This window comes from Pseudomonas sp. SWRI77 (assembly GCF_014269105.1).
In the GTDB taxonomy this organism is placed as follows: Bacteria; Pseudomonadota; Gammaproteobacteria; order Pseudomonadales; family Pseudomonadaceae; genus Aquipseudomonas; species Aquipseudomonas capeferrum.
In genome coordinates, this window is record NZ_JABWRV010000019.1 from 95,107 (window position 1) to 119,074 (window position 23,968).

Below are 23,968 nucleotides of genomic sequence, written 5' to 3' on the forward strand. Positions count from 1 at the left end.
AACCCATGCAAGCGTCCAAATCCCGTTCCTCCCGTCGCTGGCTCGTCGGCCTGCTGATCCTGCTGCTGGTGGCCTTGCTGGCCTGGTGGCTGTGGCCCGCAACGCCGGCCCACACAGAGGCCGGCAGCGGGCGCATGGGCAAGGGCGGGCGCCCAGGGTTCGGCGCATCCAGCGACCCGGTGCCGGTACGCGTCGAGCCGGCACGGGTTGGCGACTTCCCGCTCTATTACAAAGCCTTGGGCACGGTCACCGCGACCAACACCGTCAACGTGCGCAGCCGGGTGGGCGGTGAGCTGGTCAAGATCCACTTCAAGGAAGGCCAGCAGGTCAAGGCCGGCGACCTGCTCGCCGAGATCGACCCGCGCAGCTACCGCATCGCCTTGCAGCAGGCCGAAGGCACCCTGGCGCAGAACCAGGCTCAGTTGAAGAACGCCCAGGTAGACGTCGCGCGCTACCGAGGCCTGTATGCCGAAGACAGCATCGCCAAACAGACCCTCGACACCGCCGAAGCCCAGGTCGCGCAGTTCCAGGGCCTGGTCAAGACCAACCAGGCGCAGGTCAACGACGCGCGCCTGAACCTCGATTTCACCCAGATCCGTGCGCCGATCAATGGCCGTGTAGGGCTGCGTCAGCTCGACCTGGGCAACCTGGTAGCCGCCAACGACACCACGGCGCTGGTCGTCATCACCCAGACCGAGCCGATCAACGTCGTGTTCACCCTGCCGGAAACCGAGCTGAGCACCGTACTGGAACGTTATCGCAGCGGCGCCAGCCTGCCGGTCGAAGCTTGGGACCGCAGCGACAGCAAGCTGCAGTCCAGCGGTGTACTGGGCAGTATCGATAACCAGATCGACACCACCACCGGCACCCTCAAGTTCAAGGGCCGGTTCGAAAACAAGGACCTGGCCCTGTTCCCCAACCAGTTCGTCAACGTGCGCCTGCTGGCCGACACCCTCAAACAGGTGGTAATGGCCCCTGCGGCGGCCATCCAGTTCGGTAACGACGGCACCTTCGCCTATGTGATCAACGCCGAGAACACCGTCAACGTGCGCAAGCTCAAGGTCGGTGCCAGCGATGGTGAAAACAGTGTGATTCTCGAAGGCCTGGCTGCCGGCGACCGCCTGGTGCTGGAAGGCACCGACCGGCTGCGAGAGGGCACCAAGGTGGACGTGGTCGAAGACAGCTCGCAAGTGCCGACCGCCCCCGGTCAGCACCTGCAAGGCCAGGACGCCAAGGGCGCCGCCCAGGCTGCTGAAGCAGGCAAGGCGGGCGCATGAACCTCTCGCGCCTGTTCATCCTGCGGCCGGTCGCCACCACGCTGAGCATGCTGGCCATCGTCCTGGCCGGCCTGATTGCCTACACGTTGTTGCCGGTTTCGGCCCTGCCTCAGGTCGATTACCCGACCATCCGGGTCATGACCCTGTACCCCGGCGCCAGCCCGCAAGTCATGACCAGTGCGGTCACCGCGCCGCTTGAACGCCAGTTCGGGCAGATGCCGGGCCTGACCCAGATGGCCTCGACCAGCTCCGGCGGTGCTTCGGTGCTGACCCTGCGCTTCAGCCTCGACATGAACATGGATGTCGCGGAGCAACAGGTGCAGGCAGCGATCAATGCGGCCAGCAACCTGCTGCCCAGCGACTTGCCCGCACCGCCGGTGTACAACAAGGTCAACCCGGCCGACACCCCGGTGCTGACCTTGGCCATTTCCTCCAAGACCATGCCGCTGCCCAAGCTCAACGACCTGGTCGATACCCGGGTGGCGCAAAAGCTCGCCCAGATCAGTGGCGTGGGCATGGTCAGTATCGCCGGTGGCCAACGCCAGGCGGTGCGCATCAAGGTCAACGTCGATGCCCTGGCAGCCAATGGCCTCAACCTCGATGACGTGCGTACGTTGATCGGCGCCTCCAACGTCAACCAGCCCAAAGGCAACTTCGACGGCCCGACCCGGGTGTCGATGCTCGATGCCAACGACCAGCTGCGTTCCCCGGCGGAATACGCCAACCTGATCCTGGCCTACAACAACGGTGCGCCGCTGCGCCTGAAGGATGTGGCCGAGATCGTCGACGGTGCCGAAAACGAGCGGCTCGCCGCCTGGGCCAACGAAAACCAGGCCGTGTTGCTGAACATTCAGCGCCAGCCGGGGGCCAACGTCATCGAAGTGGTCGACCGGATCAAGGAACTGCTGCCTTCGATCACCGACAACCTGCCGGCCGGCCTCGACGTGTCGGTGCTCACCGACCGTACCCAGACCATCCGCGCCGCGGTCAAGGACGTGCAGCACGAATTGCTGATCGCCATCGTCCTGGTGGTCATGGTCACCTTCGTGTTCCTGCGCCGTTTCAGTGCCACCCTGATCCCGTCGATTGCCGTCCCGCTGTCGTTGATCGGCACCTTTGGCGTGATGTACCTGGCCGGTTTTTCGGTGAACAACCTGACCCTCATGGCCCTGACCATCGCCACTGGTTTCGTGGTGGACGATGCCATCGTCATGCTGGAGAACATCTCCCGGCACATCGAGGAGGGCGAAACCCCCATGCAGGCCGCGCTCAAGGGCGCCCGGCAGATCGGCTTCACCCTGATATCGCTGACCTTCTCGCTGATCGCGGTACTGATCCCGCTGCTGTTCATGGCCGATGTGGTCGGCCGGCTGTTCCGCGAGTTCGCGATCACCCTGGCGGTGGCGATCCTGATTTCCCTGGTCGTGTCGCTGACCCTCACGCCGATGATGTGCGCGCGCTTGCTCAAGCGCGAGCCCAAGGAAGAAGAGCAGGGCCGTTTCTACCGCGCCAGTGGCGCCTGGATCGACTGGCTCATCGAGCACTACGGCCGCGGCCTGCAGTGGGTGCTCAGGCATCAGCCGCTGACCCTGCTGGTGGCGGTGGCCAGCCTTGCGCTGACCGTGGTGCTCTACATGGCGGTGCCCAAGGGCTTCTTCCCGGTGCAGGACACCGGCGTGATCCAGGGTATTTCCGAAGCGCCGCAATCGACCTCGTTCGCCGCCATGAGCGAGCGCCAGCAGTCGCTGAGCAAGGTAATCCTGCAGGACCCGGCCGTGCAGAGCCTGTCGTCCTACATTGGCGTGGATGGCGACAACGCCACGCTCAACAGTGGGCGTTTGCTGATCAACCTCAAGCCGCACGGTGAACGTGACGTCACCGCCGGCGAGGTCATCAGCCGCCTGCAGCCGCAGCTCGACAAGCTGGTGGGCATCCGCCTGTTCATGCAGCCGGTGCAGGACTTGAGCATCGAGGATCGGGTCAGCCGCACCCAGTACCAGTTCAGCCTGTCCTCGCCTGACGCCGACCTGCTGGCGCAGTGGAGCGGCAAGCTGGTGCAGGCGCTGCAACAGCGCCCGGAGCTTGCCGACGTGGCCAGCGACTTGCAGGACAAGGGCCTGCAGGTGTACCTGGTGATCGACCGCGACATGGCCAGCCGCCTTGGCATCACGGTTGCGCAGATCACCAACGCCTTGTACGACGCCTTCGGCCAGCGGCAGATCTCGACCATCTACACCCAGGCCAGCCAGTACCGCGTGGTGCTGCAGTCGCAAGCCGCCGCCAGCATCGGCCAGCAGGCGCTGGAGTCGATCCACGTCAAGGCCACCGATGGCGGCCAGGTGCGGTTGTCGGCGCTGGCGCGTATCGAGCAGCGCCAGGCGCAGTTGGCGATTTCGCACATCGGCCAGTTCCCGGCGGTGATGATGTCGTTCAACCTGGCACATGGCGCGTCGCTGGGCGAGGCGGTGAAGGTCATCGAGCAGGTGCAGCAGGAGATCGGCATGCCGATTGGCGTGCAAACCCGCTTCCAGGGCGCCGCAGAAGCCTTCCAGGCCTCGCTGTCGAGCACCTTGCTGCTGATTCTCGCCGCCGTGGTGACCATGTACATCGTGCTGGGTGTGCTCTACGAGAGCTACGTCCACCCGGTCACCATCCTTTCGACCTTGCCCTCGGCGGCGGTCGGCGCGTTGCTGGCATTGCTCATCAGTGGCAACGACCTGGGCATGATCGCCATCATCGGCATCATCCTGCTGATCGGCATCGTCAAGAAGAACGCGATCATGATGATCGACTTTGCCCTTGAAGCCGAACGCCATCAGGGCATGACCCCGCAGGACGCCATCTACCAGGCCGCGTTGCTGCGCTTCCGGCCGATCCTGATGACCACCCTGGCCGCGTTGTTCGGTGCGGTGCCGCTGATGCTCGCAACCGGCTCCGGTGCCGAACTGCGCCAGCCGCTGGGCCTGGTGATGGTGGGCGGGCTGCTGGTCAGCCAGGTGCTGACACTGTTCACCACGCCGGTCATCTACCTTTATTTTGATCGGCTTGCGCATCGTTTTGGTCGGCAGGACGTTGCGGAGGAGCCGGCATGAGCGGCCTCAAGCATCAAGCCGCAAGCTGCAAGCTGATTGGCGTGAGCCGGAGTTCCGAGCCTGCTCGCACGCCCACTTGTAGCTTGCAACTTGCAGCTTGGAGCTACAAATGAACCTGTCCGGTCCTTTCATCCGGCGCCCGGTAGCGACCATGCTGCTGAGCCTGGCGATCATGCTGCTGGGTGGGGTCAGCTTCGGCCTGCTGCCGGTTGCGCCGCTGCCGCAGATGGACTTCCCGGTGATCGTGGTGCAGGCCAACCTGTCCGGTGCCAGCCCTGAAGTCATGGCCGCCACCGTGGCCACGCCGCTGGAACGCAAGCTGGGCAGTATCGCCGGCGTTACCACGCTGACCAGCAGCTCCAACCAGGGCTCGACGCGGGTGATCATCGGCTTTGAAATGGGCCGTGACATCGACGGCGCGGCGCGTGAGGTGCAGGCGGCCATCAATGCCACCCGCAACCTGCTGCCCAGCGGCATGCGCAGCATGCCCACGTACAAGAAGATCAACCCGTCGCAGGCACCGATCATGGTGCTGTCGCTGACCTCCGATGTGCTGCAGAAGGGCCAGCTGTACGATTTGGCAGACACCATCCTGTCGCAGAGCCTGGCCCAGGTATCCGGGGTAGGGGAGGTGCAGATCGGCGGCAGTTCGCTGCCGGCCGTGCGCATTTCGGTGGAGCCGCAGTTGCTCAACCAGTACGGCGTGTCGCTGGACGAGGTGCGCACCGCCGTGGCCAACGCCAACCAGCGCCGGCCCATGGGCTTCGTCGAGGATGCCGAGCGTAGCTGGGAGGTGCGGGCCAACGACCAGCTGGAAACGGCCAAGGACTACGAGCCGGTGGTGATCCGCCAGCAGAACGGCACCATTCTGCGTCTGTCCGACGTGGCGACCATCACCGACAGCGTCGAGAACCGCTACAACAGCGGCTTCTTCAACGACCAGAGCGCGGTGCTGCTGGTGGTCAACCGCCAGACCGGGGCCAACATCATCGAAACGGTCGACCAGATCAAGGCGCAGTTGCCAGCGTTGCAGTCGCTACTGCCGGCCAGCGTCCAGCTGAACGTGGCCATGGACCGCTCGCCGGTGATCAAGGCGACCCTCAAGGAGGCCGAGCACACCCTGTTGATCGCGGTAGGCCTGGTGATTCTGGTGGTCTACCTGTTCCTTGGCAGCCTGCGTGCCTCGTTGATCCCGAGCCTGGCGGTACCGGTGTCGCTGGTGGGCACCTTTGCCGTCATGTACCTGTGCGGTTTCTCCCTCAACAACCTGTCGCTGATGGCGCTGATTTTGGCCACCGGCCTGGTGGTGGACGATGCCATCGTGGTGCTGGAGAACATCTCCCGGCACATCGAGGATGGCCAGCCGCCGATGCGTGCGGCGTTCCTGGGTGCCAAGGAAGTGGGCTTCACGTTGTTGTCGATGAACGTGTCGCTGGTGGCGGTATTCGTCTCGATCCTGTTCATGGGCGGCATCGTGCGCAGCCTGTTCCAGGAGTTTTCGATCACGTTGGCGGCGGCGATCATCGTCTCGCTGGTGGTCTCGCTGACCCTGACACCGATGCTCTGCGCGCGCTGGCTCAAGCCGCACCAGGCGCAGCAGACGCGCGTGCAGCGCTGGAGCGACAAGCTGCACCAGCGCATGGTCAATGGCTATGACCGCAGCCTTGGCTGGGCGCTGCGCCACAAGCGCCTGACCCTGCTCAGCCTGTTGGCCACTATCGGCATCAACATTGCCCTGTACGTGGTGGTGCCCAAGACACTGATGCCGCAGCAGGACACCGGCCAGTTGATGGGCTTTATCCGAGGTGACGATGGCCTGTCGTTCAGCGTGATGCAGCCGAAGATGGAAATCTACCGCCGCGCCTTGCTCGCCGACCCTGCGGTGCAGAGCGTGGCGGGCTTTATCGGCGGCAACAGTGGTACCAACAATGCCATGGTGCTGGTGCGCCTGAAACCGATCAACGAGCGCAAGATCGATGCCCAGAAGGTTATCGAGCGCTTGCGTAAAGAGATGCCCAAGGTGCCCGGCGGGCGCCTGTTCCTGATGGCCGACCAGGACTTGCAACTGGGTGGCGGCGGGCGTGACCAGACTTCGTCGCAGTACCTCTATACCCTGCAGAGCGGCGACCTGGCAGCCCTGCGCGAGTGGTTCCCGAAAGTGGTCGCGGCGGTGCGTGCCTTGCCCGAATTGACCGCCATCGACGCCCGTGACGGCGCCGGCACCCAGCAGGTAACCCTGGTGGTCGATCGTGACCAGGCCAAGCGCCTGGGCATCGACATGGACATGGTCACCACGGTGCTCAACAACGCCTACAGCCAGCGGCAGATCTCGACCATCTACGACAGCCTCAACCAGTACCAGGTAGTGCTGGAGATCAACCCGAAATACGCCTGGGACCCGAGTACCCTGGAGCAGGTGCAGGTGATCACCAATGATGGCGCCCGGGTGCCGTTGTCGACCATTGCCCACTACGAGAACAGCCTGGCCAATGACCGGGTCAGCCACGAGGGCCAGTTTGCCTCCGAAGACATTGCCTTCGACGTTGCCGAAGGCTACAGCCCCGACCAGGCCATGGCTGCAGTGGAGCGGGCGGTGGCCAAGCTGGGCCTGCCCGAAGAAGTCATCGCCAAGCTCGGCGGCACCGCCGACGCTTTCGCCAAGACCCAGGAAGGCCAGCCCTTCATGATCCTCGGCGCGCTGGTGCTGGTGTACCTGGTGCTGGGCATTCTTTATGAAAGCTACATTCACCCGCTGACCATTCTCTCGACACTGCCCTCGGCGGGCGTCGGTGCCTTGCTGGCGCTGTATGTCACCGGCGGCGAGTTCAGCCTCATCTCGCTGCTGGGCCTGTTCCTGCTGATTGGCGTGGTGAAGAAGAACGCGATCCTGATGATCGACCTGGCGCTGCAACTGGAGCGCCACCAGGGCCTGTCGCCGGAAGAGTCCATCCGCCGCGCTTGCCTGTTGCGCTTGCGGCCGATTCTGATGACCACCCTGGCGGCCATCCTTGGCGCCTTGCCGCTGCTGGTCAGCCGTGCCGAAGGCGCGGAAATGCGCCAGCCGCTGGGTTTGACCATCATCGGCGGCCTGGTCTTCAGCCAGATCCTCACCCTTTATACGACACCGGTGGTCTATCTGTACCTCGACCGCCTGCGTCACCGTTTCAACCATTGGCGCGGCGTGCGCACCGACGCCGCTCTGGATACCCCGCTATGAACTTTGCCCAGACACCCCTTCACCGTACCCTGCAGTCGTTGACCCTGGGGCGTGGCTCGCGCCTGCTCGGCGCCAGCTTGTGTGTGGCGCTGCTCAGTGCCTGTACCCTGAGCCCGGACTACCACCGCCCCGAGCTGAGCACCCCGGCGCAGTACAAGCAGGCCGAGGGCTGGAGCCAGGCCAAGCCGTCGGACGCGATTGCCCGTGGCGCCTGGTGGGAGGTCTATGGCGATGCCGGGCTCAATGCCTTGGTCGAAGAGCTCAACCGCAGCAACCAGACCGTCGCGCAGTCCGAAGCCCAGTACCGCCAGGCCCAGGCGCTGGTGCGCAGCAGCCGCGCCGCGCTGTTCCCGAGCCTGGACCTGAGCGCCAGCAAGAACCGTTCGGCTCAAGGCACTGGCAGCTCCAGCTCCAGCCTGTCGAACAACAGCAGCGGCATTCGCAACACCTACAACACGCAGCTCGGCGTGAGCTGGGAGATCGACCTGTGGGGCAAGCTGCGTGAAACCTTGAACGCCAACGAAGCCAGTGCCGAAGCCAGCTTTGCCGACCTTGCCTCGATCCGCCTGAGCCAGCAGTCGGAGCTGGTGCAGAACTACCTGCAGTTGCGTGTGATCGATGAGCAGAAGCGCCTGCTGGAAGCGACCGTGGCCACCTACGAGCGCTCGCTGCGCATGACCGAAAACCAGTACCGCGCCGGTGTGTCCGGGCCAGATGCGGTGGCGCAGGCGCGGACCCAGCTGAAAAGCACCCAGGCGGACCTGATCGACCTGATCTGGCAGCGTGCGCAGTTCGAGAATGCCATTGCCGTGTTGCTGGGCAAGGCCCCGGCTAACTTTGCATTGGCCGACAGCAAGAGCATCCCGGCGCTGCCGGACATCCCCGTGACATTGCCCTCGCAATTGCTCGAGCGCCGCCCGGACATTGCCTCGGCCGAGCGCAACGTGATGGCCGCCAACGCCAATATCGGCGTATCGCGGGCTGCCTACTTCCCCGACCTGAGCCTGAGCCTGAGTGGGGGCTATTCCAGCAGCAGCTTCAGCAATTGGATCGAACTGCCGAACCGGTACTGGTCGGTAGGGCCTTCGCTGGCCATGACCCTGTTCGATGCGGGCAAGCGCAGCGCCGAGGTGGACCGTACCGTGGCGGTGTATGACCAGACCGTAGCGCAGTATCGCCAGACCGTGCTCGATGGCTTCAAGGAAGTGGAAAACTACCTGGTGCAGCTGAAGGTATACGGCGATGAAGCGGTGGTACGCCAGGAGGCGTTGGACGCGGCGCGTGAGTCGCTTCGCCTGACGGAGAACCAGTACCGCGCGGGGCTGATCGGCTACCTGGATGTGGTGAACGTGCAGACCACGGCGTTGAGTAACGAGCGCAGTGTGCTGAACCTGCTGCAAGGGCGGTTGGTGGCGAGTGTGCAACTGATTGCCGCGCTGGGCGGCGGTTGGGATGCCGAGCAGGCGTTTGCCGAGTAGGAACTCGCCCAGCCCTAGGGCTGTGTGAGCACCTGTCTTGCTCGAAACTCAGAAAACACGCATGACCCAGTAGGAGCGGGCTTGCCCCCGCGAATACGGGCGAAGCCCGTGCCATTCTCTGCGGTGCGTGCTTCGCGGGGCAAGCCCGCACCCACAGGCCGCGCCTGGGCAGGGCCTAAGAAGGGGATGTTGGATCCATTCCCATTCGCAAAAACCCCGTGCGTTTCGCCAAAGCTTGAGTACAATCGTCAGCTTTTTCCGGGCCCCCTGGCCTGTCGCTGGAACTCCCAATGCTCACAGGCAGCTACTCCTCTTCGTTGGTGTTGATTTCGCTGTGCGTGGCGATCCTGGCGTCCTATACCGCCCTTGACCTGACCGGCCGTATTGCCACGGCCAAAGGCAGGGCTGTGCACCTGTGGATGGGGGGCGGCGCGCTGGCCATGGGCATCGGCGTGTGGTCGATGCACTTCATCGGTATGCTCGCGTTCAGCCTGCCCATCGACCTGGGCTACGACCTAGGGCTCACGGCGTTTTCGCTGTTGATCGCTGTGCTGTCGTCAGGCTTTGCCTTGTGGCTGGTGAGCCAGCCAAGCCTGCCCTGGCTGCAACTGGGCTTCGGTGCGTTGATCATGGGGGCAGGCATCAGTTGCATGCACTACACCGGTATGGCCGCGCTGCGCATGCTACCGGGCATCGACTATGACCCAACGCTGTTCGGCGCTTCGCTGTTGATCGCCGTTGGCGCCTCGGCGGCGGCGCTGTGGATCGCGTTTCGCTTGCGCAGGCACACCCCTTACGTGCGCCAGATCCGGGGCCTGGCGGCCGTGATCATGGGGGTTGCCATAGTGGGCATGCACTACACCGGCATGGCGGCGGCCAATTTCCCTACGGGTAGCTTCTGTGGTGCGCTGGGCGGCGGGCTGCAAGGCGACGGGCTGGTCTACCTGGTGCTGATCACCACCCTGGCGGTATTGGCGGTGGCGTTGCTGACCTCGGTGCTGGACGCGCGCCTGGAAGCGCGCACCGCTGAACTTGCCCGCTCGCTGACCCTGGCCAACCAGGAGCTGACCCAGCTGGCCCTGCACGACACGCTCACCGACCTGCCCAACCGTACCCTGCTGGCCGACCGCATCGAGCAGGCCATCGGCAAGGTGGCGGAGCAGGGCGGGTGCTTTGCCTTGATGTTCATCGACCTGGATGGCTTCAAACCGGTCAACGATGCCTTTGGTCATCATGTCGGCGACTTGTTGCTCAAGGCCGTGGCCGCACGTTTGCGTGGCCACTTGCACAGCCAGGACACCTTGGCGCGCATTGGCGGCGACGAGTTCGTGCTGCTGGTGGAATTGCAGGAGCCAAACGATGCCATGGACGTGGCGGTCAAACAGGTCAACCTGGTGTCGCGGCCGTTCCGTGTCGCCGAGCATGATCTGCAACTCACGGCCAGCCTGGGCATCGTCTTGTACCCCGGCAATGGCCTGGACCAGCACGAGTTGCTGCGCAATGCCGATGCCGCGATGTACCACGCCAAAAGCGCAGGCAAGAATGGCTACAGCTTCTTCGACGTGTCGATGAACAGCAACGCCCGGCAGCAACTGCAGTTGCTGCAGGACCTGCGCCAGGCGCTGGAGCAGGGCCAGTTCCGCCTGCATTACCAGCCCAAGTTCGATGCCCAGGCCTGCCAGCCGATCGGTGCCGAAGCCCTGCTGCGCTGGGAGCACCCGCAGCAGGGGTTGTTGCTGCCTGATCGGTTCATCGGCCTGGCGGAAAAGACCGGCCTGATCATCCCCATTGGCGAATGGGTGCTCGACGAAGCCTGCCGGCAGATGCGCCAGTGGCTGGACCAAGGGCACCTGGGCTGGCGCATGGCGGTCAACCTTTCGGCCATCCAGTTCTGCCACGCTGGGCTGGTCGAAAGCGTGGCCCGGGCTTTGAGCGAGAATGGCCTGCCGGCCAACTGCCTGACCCTGGAAATCACCGAAACCACCGCCATGCACGACGCCGATGCCAGCCTGACGGTGCTGCAACGCCTGTCCGACATGGGCGTGGACTTGTCAATCGATGACTTTGGCACTGGTTACTCCAGCCTCATGTACCTCAAGCGCCTGCCGGCTAACGAACTGAAGATCGACCGCGGTTTCGTGCGTGACCTGGAGCAGGACAGCGATGACGCCGCGATTGTCTCTGCAATCGTTGCCCTGGGCCAGGCACTGGGTTTGCGCATCGTTGCCGAAGGGGTAGAGACCGACAAACAGCAAGACTTCCTCACCCGCCTGGGGTGCGATTCGCTGCAAGGTTATCTGCTGGGCCAGCCGGTGCCGGCAGAGCAGTTCATGGGCAATTTGCAGTCGCTGCGCCAGGAACCCGAGGTGCCGGTTTAGCCTGCGTCGCGCAAGGCGAAGACCGGTACGAAGGCGTCCATTTCGGCCTCGACCGCTTCGATGATGCGCTCGACATCCGCTGCGGCCATGATGGCGGCGCAAGGGATGCCGGCGATGGCCAGCAGGGTTTCCCCGGTGGCGCGGTCGAACAGGCGCGCGATCATGCTGCGCGGCGCATCCATGCTGGCCTCGAAGCCCAACGGGTGGAAATGCCAGCGCATCACCTGGCAGGCGTTTGGGAACGTCATCTTGTTCATGCCAGCCTCCTTGTCCTTACCTGGACGCGGTGAGCGGGTGGCCGCAGGCACGGCCGCCGGGAATGTAACCATAGCACCTGCCATGGGGAATTCCCGGCTGCAGATAGGGTTAATGTGCCAATGCATGACCGTGGTCACATCCTTTTCATGGACCGCACTGGGCTAATGACGTCTTGGCAAACGTTTTCCTTGGGCAACAGCGCGCGGATACAACGTTATTCTGCACAATCAGTACGTAGTAATTTCAGACGAATGGTGCGGCGTGCCATTTCTGACGCTCGATTGAATATGGGGCAGTCCGCCGATGGCATCTGATACGCGTGGACGGTTGAATTGAGATGCAATTTCTAATGGCGGCTGAAGGGTGGGCTGTTCCCGTAGAATCAATGTCCTGGCCCTCATCGACTGCTCGGTTGGGACAGACGCGGCAGCCATTGCCACGTCGCCGAGTACCCTAAAGCCTGGCGCTAGCTGGTCAGCCAGATGGCCCCAAGTCTCCTTAATGACATGAGTGGCAGTGCGAATTAACCCGCGGGTAGCACGGAGTAGGTATCGAACTATCCAAAACTGACCGCTTGGATCATGTCGATTGACTGGATCGCCTTGGCAATAGCTGTATGAATTAAATCCCCCTTTTCCAAAGGGAGACAGCGCGTCCGATGAGGCGAACCGGAAAATGCCGGGTTTATAGAGACGCAGTCCATTGCCCAACGGATAACCGCCAGAAGCAGTGTCGAAGCGTTGGCCGACGAAAGATGACGAAAGCAAGGGTTCATCCGAGCTCCCGCCACCATAAGGTGTGTAGGGAAATGCCGAGCGTGTTGAAGCGCTTCCTATAATGGAGCGTGCGTCGTCTAACTGGTAAAGCTGCACATTCGTGGTATCAGATTTTTGCCCGATCCCGATTCCCTGAGCCCGCAGGATACGCTCGGATGAGGCACCCTTGATACTGCATAAGCGATTTGCCTCGTAGAAGAATCGCGTAGACGTTGGAGGTTGGGCAAAAATAGTCATGGTTTCGACCTGCAGCGGATAACGAATTCCTTATTCTTTCTGCCTGTTGACGGGCCGTCTACTGGCAGAACTGTCAGGGTAATTAACCCAGCAGGCCCGCCGCAATATTGATGGTGAACCCCAGAATCGCCGTGTTGAACACGAAGCCGACCACGGAGTGCGCCAGCACCACCCGCCGCAGCCCACGCCCGGCGACGCCGACATCGGACGTTTGCACCGCCACGCTGATGGTGAACGAGAAGTAATGGAAGTCCCAGTAATCGGGGTTGCGTTCACCATCGGCGAAGCGCAGTGGGGGTTCGTGGTTTTGCCCGTTATAGAACAGCCGGGCGTAGTGCAGGCTGAAAATGCAGCCGATCAGCAGCCAGGAGCCGGCCACGGTCAAGCCGGTGTAGAGGTAGTGCAGGGTCAGCGCATTGCCTTGCAGGCCGCGGCTGGAGACCAGTTGCAGGGTGATCGCGGCCAGGCTGGCGATGGCGGCGATGCACACGGTAAACAGAACCAGCCCGGCGTTTTCGTCCTCGATCTGGGCGACCTTGCGGACTTTATCCGGGTTGGCGTTCCAGGTCAGCCACAGCACCAGCAGCAGGTAAAGCCAGACACCGAGGTTCCAGCCGACGAGGATGTGCTGGACGGTGTCACCTGCCGGGACCAGCCAGGCGCCGATGATGCCGACCAGGGCGGCGAGCGTGAGGCGGGGGTGAGTGCGGGTCAGGCGGTGGACAGCCATGGGGCCTCGTTGCCGGGGAGTGATGGCAAATACTCTAGACCATCGCGCGGCATTGCAACTCTCAGTACACTGCAGGCTCCAACACCAACATCCGTTGAACTCGAGGTTTCTGCATGACGCTCAGTCCTTTGGCAGGCAAGCTGGCTCCGGCCAGCGTGCTGGTCGATATTCCCCGACTGCTCACCGCTTACTACACCGGCCGCCCCGACGCGGCGGTGGCGGCCCAGCGGGTGGCCTTCGGCACCTCGGGGCACCGAGGTACTTCCTTCGAGTTGAGTTTCAACGAGTACCACGTGCTGGCCATCACCCAGGCCATCTGCCTGTACCGCCAGGAGAAGGGCATCGACGGCCCGCTGTTCATCGGCGCCGACACCCACGCGCTGTCGGCACCGGCCTCGGCCAGTGCGCTGGAAGTGCTGGCGGCCAACGGCGTGCAGGTGATGTTGTCCAAAGACGACGAGTACACGCCGACCCCGGCGGTGTCCCACGCCATCCTTTGCTACAACCGTGGCCGCGAACAAGGCCTTGCCGACGGCATCGTCATCACGCCGTCGCACAACCCGCCGCAAAGCGGGGGCTTCAAGTACAACCCGCCCAATGGAGGCCCGGCCGACAGCGACGTGACCAAGTGGGTCGAGGCCAAGGCCAACGAACTGCTGGCGGCGAACCTGGCGGGCGTCAAGCGCATGGACCATGCCCAGGCCTTGCAAGCGGCCACCACCCATCGCCACGACTACGTGAGCCACTACGTGGCAGACCTGGGCAATGTCATCGACTTCGATGTGATTCGCAGCGCCAACCTGCGCCTGGGTGTTGACCCGTTGGGTGGGGCCGGGGTGCATTACTGGGCGGCGATCGCCGAGCACTACAAGCTCAACCTGGAAGTGGTCAACACCGAGGTCGACCCGACCTTCCGCTTCATGACCGTCGACTGGGACGGCCAGATCCGCATGGACCCATCCTCGCCCCACGCCATGCAGGGCCTGATTGGCCTGCGCGAGCGCTTCGACGTGGCGTTTGCCTGCGACCCGGACCACGACCGCCATGGCATCGTCACCCCGGATGGCCTGTTGCAGCCGAACAACTACCTGGCTGTGGCCATCGACTACCTGTTCCGTCACCGCCCGCAGTGGCGCAGCGACGCGGCAGTGGGCAAGACCGTTGTGTCCAGCGGCCTGATCGACCGCGTCACCGAGCGCCTGGGCCGCGAACTGTATGAGGTGCCGGTGGGCTTCAAGTTCTTTGCCCAGGGCCTGTTCGATGGTTCGTTGGGTTTTGGTGGCGAGGAAAGCGCGGGGGCGTCGTTCCTGCGCCGCGATGGCTCGGTCTGGGCCACTGACAAGGACGGGTTGATTCCGGCCTTGCTGGCCGCAGAGATGACCGCACGAACCGGGCGCAATCCGAGCCAGGCCTATGCGGACCTGACGGCGGCACTGGGCAAGCCGTTTGCTACGCGTGTCGAGGCCAAGGCCGATGTACGGCAGAAGGCGTTGCTGAGCAAGCTGGCACCCGAACAGGTCAAGTCGACCGAACTGGCCGGTGAGCCGATCGTGCAGATCCTCAGCCATGCGCCAGGCAACGGCCAGGCGATTGGCGGGTTGAAGGTGATGACCGCCAACGGCTGGTTTGCCGCGCGGCCGTCGGGCACCGAGGACATCTACAAGATCTACGCCGAGAGCTTCATCGACGAGGCGCACCTGCAGCGCCTGGTGCAGGAAGCGCAGGTGTTGGTGGACGCCGCCATCGCCTGATTCCCTGCAGAGGCGGCCTTGCTGGGCCGCTTCTCTGCCTCAGGCGGTAGGCAGCTCGAACCCGGCAACCCCACGCCCAAGCTTCAACGCCTGCGCATGCAGCACCTGCATCAGGTGCAGCGCCGAGTGCGAGGGCGGTTCGAAGCGCGAATAGACAAAGCTGATGTCGAAGTGGATTTCTTCGGCCAGTGGCACCACCGCCAAGCCGCTGTCCTGCGCCACGAACTCGTCGATCAGGGTAAGCCCCATGCCTTGCTTGACCAGGGCCACGGCTTCGTTGGCATTGGTGAACGACAACAATGATTGCAGCTGCAGGCCGCGCTGGTGGATGTGTTCGGCCAGCAGTTTGCCAAACGGCATGTCGGGCCTGAACAACAGCAAGTCATGGCCTTGCAGTTGCTCCAGGGTCAGGGATGCCTGCCGCGCCAGGGCGTGCTCCGGTGGCATCACCACCACCATGCGGCCACGCATGAACGCCCGTGAATGCAGGTGATCGTGGATCACCGGCAAGGCGGCAATCGACAGGTCGACCTTCTTCGACAGGATCTGGTTCGGCATTTCACCCATCAGCGAGGTTTGCCACTCGATGTTCAGCGAGGGCGACTCGCGCTTGAGCTGGGCCAGCGCAATCGGGATGACCACGGTCGACAGTGATGCGCTGCACGAGATGCGCAGGTTGCGATGGCCGCCACTGGCCAGTGACAACGCACATTCATTGACCTCCAGCGCCGCCTGATACACCCGCTCGACTTCGCGAAAGAGAATCTGCGCCTCGTGGGTAGGCACCAGGCGGTTGTTGATGCGCTCGAACAACCGGTACGCCAGGCGCCCCTCGATGTACTGGATCAACTTGCTCACCGCCGGCTGCGACACATAAAGCATTTTCGCCGCCGCGCTGATCGACCCGGTCAGCATCACCGCACGAAACACTTCCATGTGCCGCAGTTTGAACACCAGCGCGCGGGTTTCCGGGCCTTCGTTGTCGAGGGGCATGAGCATTACCTTTGGTTATGGTATTCGCCATCTGGGTATGAGCGCTTCCGCTGGGCTCGCAGTATCTTGAACCGAGTCGAGCCGCCTTTGCGGCGCACCATAACAAGATCTGCAGGCAAGCGCAGCGGCGCTTGAGGGGAGTGCTGCGTGAACATCTTTGACGAACCCAAGATCGATTGCCATAACCATCTGTTTGACCCCGCCCGCTTTGCCTATCACCCCGACGCGCCCTATGCACCTTCCGGGCAGGAGGTCGCCACCCTCGAGCAGTTCAACCGGGTGATGGAAGCCTACGGTGTGCAGCATGCCTTGCTGGTAGGCCCCAACAGCGGCTACCACACCGACAACCGTTGCCTGTTGCACGCCCTGGCCGTGGGGCAGGGGCGTTTCAAGGGCGTGGCGGTGGTCGACCCTGGCATCACCCTCGATGCGCTGGCCGCGCTGCGGGCCCAAGGGGTGGTCGGGGTGGCTTTCAACCCGGCGCTGTACGGTGTGGCGAGCCTCGACGCGGTCGACGGGCTGTTCGGCAAGCTCGCCGAACTCGACCTGTTTGCCCAGGTGCAGGTCTGCGAAGACCAGTTGCTGGCGTTGCGCGGGCTGCTGCAGCGTACCTCGGCACGCCTGTTGATCGACCACTGCGGCCGTCCAGACGTATGCGCCGGCGTCCAGCAGCCGGGCTTCCAGGCCTTGCTGCAGTTGGCTGGCAGCGGCCGGGCCAGCGTCAAGCTGTCCGGTATGCAGAAGTTTGCCGCGGCCGATGCACTGCTGGCGCAGAGCAGTGCCTACGTCCATGCCCTGATCGAGGCCTTTGGCCCGGATGCTTGTGTGTGGGGCTCCGACTGGCCGTTCATTCGCCAGCGCGCGCGGGTGGACTACGGGCCCTTGCTGAAACTGGCCGAGCGCCTGATGCCGGACGCGCAACTGCGCCGCAAGGTCATGTGGGGCACGCCGCGACGTCTGTTCGGGTTCGCCTGACGCAGCGCCCTTTGCCATTCCAATAACAAGAGAGCAACCGTCATGAACACTGAGCAGAACATCGGCTTGGGGGTGTTCGACACCCCAGCACGCCTGCAACAACGCACCCGCACGCGCTTCATGATCCTGGCGCTGATATCTGGCGGCACCATGATCAACTACCTCGACCGCAGCGTGATGGGCATAGCGGCGCCCAGTATCAGTGCCGACCTGGGCCTGAATGCGGCGATGATGGGGGTGATTTTTTCGGCGTTTTCCTGGACCTACGCGGCGGCGCAGATCCCGGGCGGGATCCTCATCGACCGGCTGGGTACCAAGTTTACCTACTGGCTGGCCTTGACGCTGTGGTCGCTGTTCACCGGCTTGCAGGGGTTGGCCCAGGGCTTTCTGTCGCTGTTGGGCATGCGTTTTCTGGTGGGGGTGACCGAAGCACCGTGCTTCCCCACCAACAGTCGCGTAGTGGCGACCTGGTTCCCGCAGAGTGAACGGGCCAGGGCGACCGGTATCTACACCTTCGCCGAGTACACCGGGCTGGCCTTTTTAACGCCGCTGCTGTTCTGGGTGCTGCATGCCTACGGCTGGCGTTTTCTGCTGATGGCGGTCGGGCTGATGGGCATCCTGTATGGCCTGGTCTGGTGGCGCAAATACCATGAACCGCACCAGTCCACCACGGCTAACCAGGCCGAACTCGACTACATCGCCGCCGGCGGCGGCGTGGTCGACGGTGGCCAGAAAGCCACGGTGTTCCGCTGGTCGCAGATCCCGGCGTTGCTCAAGCACCGCAACATGCTGGGTATCTGCCTGGGGCAGTTTGCCTGCAACTCGACCAACGTGTTCTTCCTGACCTGGTTTCCGACGTACCTGGTGACCGAGCGGCACATGCCGTGGCTGAAGGTCGGCTGGGTCGCAGTCCTGCCTTTCATCGCCGCGTCGCTGGGGACCCTGGTCGGCGGCTGGTTGTCCGACGCCTTGCTGCGCCGTGGCTACTCGCTGAACGTGGCGCGCAAGCTGCCGGTGATTGCCGGCCTGCTCACGGCCTCGGTCATTGTGTTGGCCAACTATGTCGAATCCGACGCGCTGGTGATCGCCATTCTCTGCATCGCCTACTTTGCCCAGGGCATGTCGGCGCTGGCCTGGATGATCGTCTCCGATATCGCGCCTAAAGGCCTGCTGGGTTTGAGTGGCGGCCTGTTCAACCTGTTCGCCAACGCGGCGGGCATCGTCACCCCATTGACCATCGGCATCATCGTGTCAATGACCGGCTCGTTTGTCTGGGCCCTGGTCTTCGTGTCGTCGATCACCGTCCTGGGTGCGCTGTGTTACCTGTTCATGGTGAGCGACCTGCGTCGCCTGCCAGACGTTCCCTCTCTCGATAATGGAGCAAAGCAATGAGCCAATACCTGCAAGGGCAGACTGCAATCGTCACCGGCGGCATGCGTGGCATCGGCCTGGGCATTGCGCAGCGGTTGCACGCTGCCGGCGCCCAGGTGGTGATCTGGGACCTCGCGGTCGATGGCTGGGACGCGGCCGAGCAGGGTTTCGAGCCTGTGCTGCGTCAGTCGGTCGATGTGTCGTCCCTGGCTTCGGTAGAGGCGGCCTTCGCCCATGTGCTGGCGCAGGTCGGGCAGGTCGAGATCCTGGTCAACAACGCCGGTATCAATGGCCCGGTGGTGCCCGCCTGGGAATACCCGCCAGCGGCCTGGGACAAGGTCATCGCCATTGACCTGAACGGCGTGTTCTATTGCTGCCGCACCGCCATCCCGCACATGCGTGAGCGCGGCTACGGGCGCATCGTCAATGTCGCCTCGATGGCCGGCAAGGATGGCGTGCAATACATCTCGGCCTACTCGGCAGCCAAGGCAGGGGTGATCGCCTTCACCAAGGCCGCGGCCAAGGAGCTGGCGCAGGATGGCGTGTTGCTCAACTGCGTGGCGCCGGCCATGGTCGAAACACCGCTGATGGCCGAGATGACCCCGGAGCACATTGCCGCGAGCAAGGCCAAGATCCCCATGGGGCGGTTCCTGAAGGTAGAGGAAATCGCCAACATGGTGAGCTGGATCGCCGGGCCCGAGTGCAGTTTCACCACCGGCTTCGTGTTCGACCTCAGCGGCGGGAGGGCGACCTATTGAGTGGCCTCGGCGTCGCTCACCTGACGGCGCTGGACCTGGCGCCTGCGGTGCTGGTGCGCGAGGCGCGCCGTGCCGGCTTCAGTTCGGTGGGGCTGCGCTTGCACCCGGTGCTGCCGGGTGCACTGGCTTACCCGGAAGCGGCGGGTAGCCAGGCGCTGCGTGAGCTCAAGGCGGTGATGGCGGGCGAGGGCGTGCGGGTCGCTGACATCGAGTTCGTGTCATTGACGCCCGAGGTGGTGGTCGCCGATTACGAGCCGTTGCTGGCGGCAGGTGCAGAGCTGGGGGCGGTGAGCTTGACGGTGTCGGGGGATGACGCCGATTTCGCGCGTCTGACCGGGCACTTCGCGGCCTTGTGCGTGCTGGCGCGGGGTTATGGCCTGCGCGTGGACCTTGAGTTCATGCGCTGGCGGCCGGTGGCGACCGTGCAGCAGGCCTACAGCGTGGTGGCAGGGGCGGGGCAAGGCAACAGCGGTGTGCTGGTCGATGCCCTGCACTTGTTTCGCGCGGGGGGGCAGGTGGCGGACCTTGCCCACATGGACCCGCATTACTTGCAGGCCGTGCAGTTATGCGATGTGCCCCTGCAGGCGCCACCCGAGAGCGGCATCATCCAGGAAGCGCGCCAGGGCCGGCAGTTGCCGGGCGACGGGCAACTGCCGTTGGTGCAGTTGCTCGCAGCCTTGCCCAAAGGCGTCAGCCTCAGCGTGGAAGTGCCGTCAGCCCAGTTGCACGGGGCACAGCGGCTAACGGCGGCTGCGCGGGTAACGCAGGCCTGGCTGAGTGCGCAGGCGGTGGCTCAAGCCTGATCCGGCACCACGGCGATCACGTCGATCTCCATCAGCCACTCGGCCTGGGCAAGGCCTGCCACCACCAGCCCGGTGGAAATCGGGAACACGCCCTTGAGCCACTTGCCGACTTCCTTGTACACCGGCTCGCGGAAGCGCGGGTCGGTGATGTAGGTGGTGGTCTTGACGATGTGCGACAGGTCCGAGCCTGCCTCTTCAAGCAGCTGCTTGACGTTTTTCATCGCCTGTTCGGCTTGTGCCCGTGGGTCACCCAGGCCCACCAGTCGCCCTTCGAAGTCGGTGCCCACCTGGCCGCGTACGTAGACGGTGTTGCCGGCGCGCACTGCCTGGCACAGGTCGTTGTCCAGGGTCTGGTTGGGGTAGGTGACCTTGGTGTTGAACATGCGGATACGGGTATGGGTAGGCATCAGTGGGCTCCGAGGGTGCTGACGTTGCTGATCGTGGGTTGTTGCTGGTCATCCGCTGCGCGTTGATCGCTGTCGCGGTAGGCCAGGTAGGTCCGTTGCGTGGCGATGTGGCCGGCGACGTGCTTGGCGTCGTGCCACACGCCCCAGATGAACGACGAGCCGCGGCGTGACAGCCAGGGCAGGCCGAGGAAGTACACGCCCGGTTCGCGGGCAACGCCGCGCTGGTGTTGAGGCTTGCCGTTGGCGTCGAAGGTGTCGACCTGCAACCAGCTGAAGTCCACGCCATAGCCGGTGGCCCAGATGATGCTGCTGACGCCGGCCTTTATCAGGTCGAGTTCGAGCAGCGGGTTGCTGACGCACTCTGGGTCGGGCAGCCGCTCGCGAGCTGCGGGCTCTTCTGGCAAGTCCAGGCCGTTGCGTTCGATGTAGGCATCGGCGGCATCGAGCAGGGCCAGGTAGTTCTCGTCGCCACGGCGAATGTTGTCCGCCAGGTTGTCCTGGAAGCGGGCAACGCCTTCGCTGAACGACTGAGTGAGGCCGACCAGGGTCATGCCTTGGTGGGCGAGGGCGCGGAAGTCCACCGTGTGGCCGCCGCGTGCGCCGCTGACGGCAATGGTCACGTGCTCACGGCCGGGCTTGGCGATTTCTGCGTCCCACTCGCCCAGCACGCCCAGCCACCAGCAGAAGTCGCGGTTGCGGTAGGCCCGTGGCGGGCGGTCATGGGCGCCGACCGAGAGGTACACCTGGCGCCCGGCGCGCATCAGTTCTTCGGCGATCTGCACGCCCGAAGAACCCGCACCCACTACCAGCACGGCGCCTGCGGGCAACTGCTCGGGGTTGAAATAGGCGGCGGAGTGGATCTGGTGCATACGTGGGTCTTGCGGCGCAATGGCCGGAATCACCGGGCGCTGGAACGGGCCGGTGGCGGCGACCACGCGGTTGGCGCGGATCACGCCCTCGTTGGTTTCGATGGTGAAGCCGGGGCGGTCGCTGTTACGCACCACTTTCTTCACTTCGATGCCGGTACGTACCGGCAGGTTGTACTTGCGCACGTACTGTTCGAAGTAGTCAGCGACCTGGTCCTTGCCGGCGAATGCATCGGCATCGAGGTTGAATTCGAGCCCCGGGAAGCGGTCATGCCAGACCGGGCCGTTGGCGACCAGCGAGTCCCAGCGGCCGGTGCGCCAGGCTTCGGCGATGCGGTTGCGCTCCAGTACCAGGTGCGGCACGCCGAGCTTGTTCAGGTGTTCACTCATGGCCACGCCGGCTTGGCCGGCGCCGACGACGAGGGTGTCGATTTCGATGTTGTTCAGAGTCATGTCCGAGCCCTTTTCTGGCGATTTTTGTAAGGTCGGTTTGGAGGACCGCCGTTGCCTGGGGCCAGACTAGGGATGCAGCACAAATGGCGAAAATAGTATTTAGCTGGTGCTTGCCGATAAAACGGCGAAGGCCTTGATTCGTGCGGCTTGCAACGGTGTTTTGGCGGTTTTTCGCAGGGCGGTCGAGGGGCTTAGTTTTTTCCTGTTCAAGCCCTCGGAAAAAGGTCGTTTCGCATGCTGGATGCTTCCACCCAGAATGGCGTGCATTGGACAGAACAACAGGAGCCATGACATGACTTTCTCCATCATCGGTCGCTGCCAGGAAACCGGCCAGGTCGGTATCGCCATCAGTTCGTCGAGCATTGCGGTAGGGGCACGCTGCCCCTGGGTTCGTGCAGGTGTGGGGGCGGTCGCGACCCAGAACATCACCTTGCCGGCACTCGGGCCGCAGCTGCTCGATGCCTTGGAGCAGGGGCAGTTGCCGCCTGCCGCGCTGGACCGGGTGCTCAATGCCAACGGCTGGAGCGAATACCGTCAGGTCACGGTGATCGACAGCCATGGCCAAGTTGCGCTGTTCACCGGCAAGCAGGCCCTGGGTGTACATGATGCCGTGGCGGGCGAGCAGTGCGCTGCGGCCGGTAACTTGCTGTCTTCCCGGCAGGTGATCGAGGCCATGGTGCACGCCTTCGAACAGGCCGAGGGGCATCTGGCCGACCGCCTGCTGGCGGCCATGCACGCGGCCATGGCGGCGGGGGGCGAGGCCGGCCCTGTGCACTCTGCGGCATTGAAGATTGCCGGGGAGCTGACCTGGCCCTTGGTGGACCTGCGTGTCGACTGGGCCGATGAGGACCCGATCGGGCAACTGGAGGGTCTGTGGCAGGCCTATCGCCCCCAGATGCAGGACTACGTGACCCGCGCCCTCGACCCCACGGCAGCGCCAAGCTACGGGGTACCGGGGAATGAGTGAGTTCGCCAGCCGCGCGCTGCTTGCCCGGCTGATCGGCTTTGCCACGGTCAGCCGCGATTCCAACCTGGCGCTGATTGGCTTTATCCGTGACTACTTGGCGGGTCTTGGCGTGGACTGCGAGTTGTTCCATAACGCCGAAGGCACCAAGGCCAACCTGTTTGCCACCATCGGTCCGCAGGACGTGGGCGGTGTGGTGCTGTCGGGGCACACCGACGTGGTACCGGTGGACGGCCAGGCCTGGACGGTCGAGCCGTTTGCCCTGAGCGAACGTGATGGGCGCTTGTACGGGCGCGGCGCTGCGGACATGAAGGGCTTCATTGCCTCGGTGCTGGCGGCGGTCCCGGCGTTTCTCGCGCGGCCTTTGCGTATGCCGCTGCACCTGGCGTTCTCCTATGACGAAGAAGTCGGTTGCCTGGGGGTACGTTCGATGCTCGCGGCCCTTGAACAGCGGCCCCATAAACCGCGGCTGTGCCTGATTGGCGAGCCGACCGAGCTCAAGCCGGTGCTAGGCCACAAGGGCAAGCTGGCCATGCGTTGTCAGGTCCATGGCGCGGCCTGCCATTCGGCCTATGCGCCTTATGGGGTGAATGCCATCGAGTACGCGGCGCGCCTGATCGGCAAGCTGGGCGAGATGGGTGAGGGGCTGGCGCAGCCCGAGCAGCATGACGTGCGTTTCGATCCGCCGTTCTCCACGGTGCAGACCGGCGTGATCAAGGGGGGCAGGGCGCTGAACATCGTGCCCGAGGAGTGCGAGTTCGACTTCGAGGTGCGTGCCTTGCCGGGCTTCGACGCGCAAGGGGTGGCTGACCAGTTGCAGAGTTACGCCGAGGCCGAGTTGCTGCCCCGCATGCGCGCCGTCAACGAGGGCGCCGATATCCGCCTGCAAGCACTCAGTGCCTACCCGGGGCTGGCCACGCCGGCTGACAGCGAGGCGGCGCAGCTGGTGGCGTTGCTCAGTGGTTCGCAAGCGTTCGGCACGGTAGCGTTCGGTACCGAAGGCGGCCTGTTCGATCAGGCGGGAATCCCGACGGTGGTCTGCGGGCCTGGCAGTATGGAGCAGGGTCACAAGCCGGACGAGTTTGTCAGTGTCGAGCAGTTGCAGGGGTGTGATGCCATGTTGCTGCGGCTGGTGGATTACCTGCGGCAGGGCTGAAAAACGGGGGCCGCGTTGCGGCCCCAGG

General features: G+C 64.0%; 19 protein-coding genes. 12 read left to right on the forward strand and 7 right to left on the reverse strand.

Features of this window, described 5'->3' with window-relative positions:
• Window positions 1-5 precede the first annotated feature (5 nt).
• From HU766_RS18350 to HU766_RS18370, 5 genes are all read left to right on the forward strand, one after another.
• Complete coding sequence (locus HU766_RS18350) at window positions 6-1,277, forward strand: MdtA/MuxA family multidrug efflux RND transporter periplasmic adaptor subunit (protein ID WP_095065104.1); 1,272 nt, start codon at window positions 6-8, stop codon at window positions 1,275-1,277.
• On the forward strand, window positions 1,274-4,369 hold the full coding sequence (locus HU766_RS18355; protein ID WP_186659548.1) for an MdtB/MuxB family multidrug efflux RND transporter permease subunit: 3,096 nt from the start codon (window positions 1,274-1,276) through the stop codon (window positions 4,367-4,369). The genes HU766_RS18350 and HU766_RS18355 overlap by 4 nt, the downstream gene beginning before the upstream one ends.
• Window positions 4,370-4,478: 109 nt before the next feature.
• The gene (locus HU766_RS18360) at window positions 4,479-7,586 is read left to right on the forward strand and encodes an efflux RND transporter permease subunit (protein ID WP_033697405.1); all 3,108 of its coding nucleotides are present in this window, start codon (window positions 4,479-4,481) and stop codon (window positions 7,584-7,586) included.
• On the forward strand, window positions 7,583-9,064 hold the full coding sequence (locus tag HU766_RS18365) for an efflux transporter outer membrane subunit (protein WP_186659550.1): 1,482 nt from the start codon (window positions 7,583-7,585) through the stop codon (window positions 9,062-9,064). The genes HU766_RS18360 and HU766_RS18365 overlap by 4 nt, the downstream gene beginning before the upstream one ends.
• 290 nt (window positions 9,065-9,354) lie before the next feature.
• A complete protein-coding gene (locus tag HU766_RS18370; protein WP_186659552.1) occupies window positions 9,355-11,442 on the forward strand; it encodes an EAL domain-containing protein in 2,088 nt (695 codons plus the stop codon).
• Here HU766_RS18370 and HU766_RS18375 read toward each other — a convergent pair.
• The 3 genes from HU766_RS18375 to HU766_RS18385 form a co-directional block, all read right to left on the reverse strand.
• Window positions 11,439-11,699, reverse strand: a complete 261-nt coding sequence (locus tag HU766_RS18375) for a DUF1652 domain-containing protein (protein WP_027593589.1) — start codon at window positions 11,697-11,699, stop codon at window positions 11,439-11,441. The two genes, HU766_RS18370 and HU766_RS18375, sit on opposite strands and share 4 nt — an antisense overlap.
• A gap of 228 nt (window positions 11,700-11,927) precedes the next feature.
• Entirely contained in the window at window positions 11,928-12,713 is a 786-nt protein-coding gene (locus tag HU766_RS18380; RefSeq protein WP_186659554.1) for an RHS repeat-associated core domain-containing protein, read from the reverse strand.
• A gap of 82 nt (window positions 12,714-12,795) precedes the next feature.
• The gene (locus HU766_RS18385; RefSeq protein ID WP_186659556.1) at window positions 12,796-13,443 is read right to left on the reverse strand and encodes a DUF1345 domain-containing protein; all 648 of its coding nucleotides are present in this window, start codon (window positions 13,441-13,443) and stop codon (window positions 12,796-12,798) included.
• Window positions 13,444-13,556: 113 nt separating this feature from the next.
• On the opposite strand from HU766_RS18385, the gene pgm reads away from it, so the two are divergent.
• Window positions 13,557-15,194, forward strand: a complete 1,638-nt coding sequence (gene pgm, locus HU766_RS18390; protein WP_186659558.1) for a phosphoglucomutase (alpha-D-glucose-1,6-bisphosphate-dependent) — start codon at window positions 13,557-13,559, stop codon at window positions 15,192-15,194.
• 39 nt (window positions 15,195-15,233) lie between these two features.
• On the opposite strand, the gene HU766_RS18395 is transcribed toward pgm, so the two are convergent.
• The gene (locus HU766_RS18395) at window positions 15,234-16,187 is read right to left on the reverse strand and encodes a LysR family transcriptional regulator (protein WP_186659560.1); all 954 of its coding nucleotides are present in this window, start codon (window positions 16,185-16,187) and stop codon (window positions 15,234-15,236) included.
• 147 nt (window positions 16,188-16,334) lie between these two features.
• On the opposite strand from HU766_RS18395, the gene HU766_RS18400 reads away from it, so the two are divergent.
• The 4 genes from HU766_RS18400 to HU766_RS18415 are packed head-to-tail and all read left to right on the forward strand — an operon-like array spanning window position 16,335 to window position 20,094.
• The gene (locus HU766_RS18400) at window positions 16,335-17,162 is read left to right on the forward strand and encodes an amidohydrolase family protein (protein WP_186659563.1); all 828 of its coding nucleotides are present in this window, start codon (window positions 16,335-16,337) and stop codon (window positions 17,160-17,162) included.
• A 42-nt stretch (window positions 17,163-17,204) separates the two neighbouring features.
• The gene (locus tag HU766_RS18405; protein WP_050506041.1) at window positions 17,205-18,554 is read left to right on the forward strand and encodes an MFS transporter; all 1,350 of its coding nucleotides are present in this window, start codon (window positions 17,205-17,207) and stop codon (window positions 18,552-18,554) included.
• Window positions 18,551-19,291 (forward strand): SDR family NAD(P)-dependent oxidoreductase, encoded by a 741-nt coding sequence (locus HU766_RS18410; protein WP_033697414.1) that lies wholly within the window; start codon window positions 18,551-18,553, stop codon window positions 19,289-19,291. Before HU766_RS18405 ends, HU766_RS18410 begins: the two co-directional genes overlap by 4 nt.
• Entirely contained in the window at window positions 19,288-20,094 is an 807-nt protein-coding gene (locus tag HU766_RS18415; RefSeq protein WP_186659566.1) for a sugar phosphate isomerase/epimerase, read from the forward strand. The genes HU766_RS18410 and HU766_RS18415 overlap by 4 nt, the downstream gene beginning before the upstream one ends.
• On the opposite strand, the gene HU766_RS18420 is transcribed toward HU766_RS18415, so the two are convergent.
• The 3 genes from HU766_RS18420 to HU766_RS18430 all read right to left on the reverse strand — a co-directional run bounded on the left by HU766_RS18420 (window position 20,085) and on the right by HU766_RS18430 (window position 22,114).
• On the reverse strand, window positions 20,085-20,501 hold the full coding sequence (locus tag HU766_RS18420; RefSeq protein WP_033697417.1) for a RidA family protein: 417 nt from the start codon (window positions 20,499-20,501) through the stop codon (window positions 20,085-20,087). The two genes, HU766_RS18415 and HU766_RS18420, sit on opposite strands and share 10 nt — an antisense overlap.
• A complete protein-coding gene (locus HU766_RS18425) occupies window positions 20,501-21,820 on the reverse strand; it encodes an NAD(P)/FAD-dependent oxidoreductase (protein WP_186659568.1) in 1,320 nt (439 codons plus the stop codon). Before HU766_RS18425 ends, HU766_RS18420 begins: the two co-directional genes overlap by 1 nt.
• A 99-nt stretch (window positions 21,821-21,919) precedes the next feature.
• The gene (locus tag HU766_RS18430) at window positions 21,920-22,114 is read right to left on the reverse strand and encodes a hypothetical protein (RefSeq protein WP_186659571.1); all 195 of its coding nucleotides are present in this window, start codon (window positions 22,112-22,114) and stop codon (window positions 21,920-21,922) included.
• On the opposite strand from HU766_RS18430, the gene HU766_RS18435 reads away from it, so the two are divergent.
• Both HU766_RS18435 and argE read left to right on the forward strand, forming a co-directional pair.
• Window positions 22,113-22,787 (forward strand): DUF1028 domain-containing protein, encoded by a 675-nt coding sequence (locus HU766_RS18435; RefSeq protein ID WP_186659575.1) that lies wholly within the window; start codon window positions 22,113-22,115, stop codon window positions 22,785-22,787. The genes HU766_RS18430 and HU766_RS18435 overlap by 2 nt on opposite strands.
• Window positions 22,780-23,940: an acetylornithine deacetylase gene (argE, locus tag HU766_RS18440; protein WP_186659578.1), complete on the forward strand. Its 1,161-nt coding sequence runs from the start codon at window positions 22,780-22,782 to the stop codon at window positions 23,938-23,940. The genes HU766_RS18435 and argE overlap by 8 nt, the downstream gene beginning before the upstream one ends.
• Window positions 23,941-23,968 lie beyond the last annotated feature (28 nt).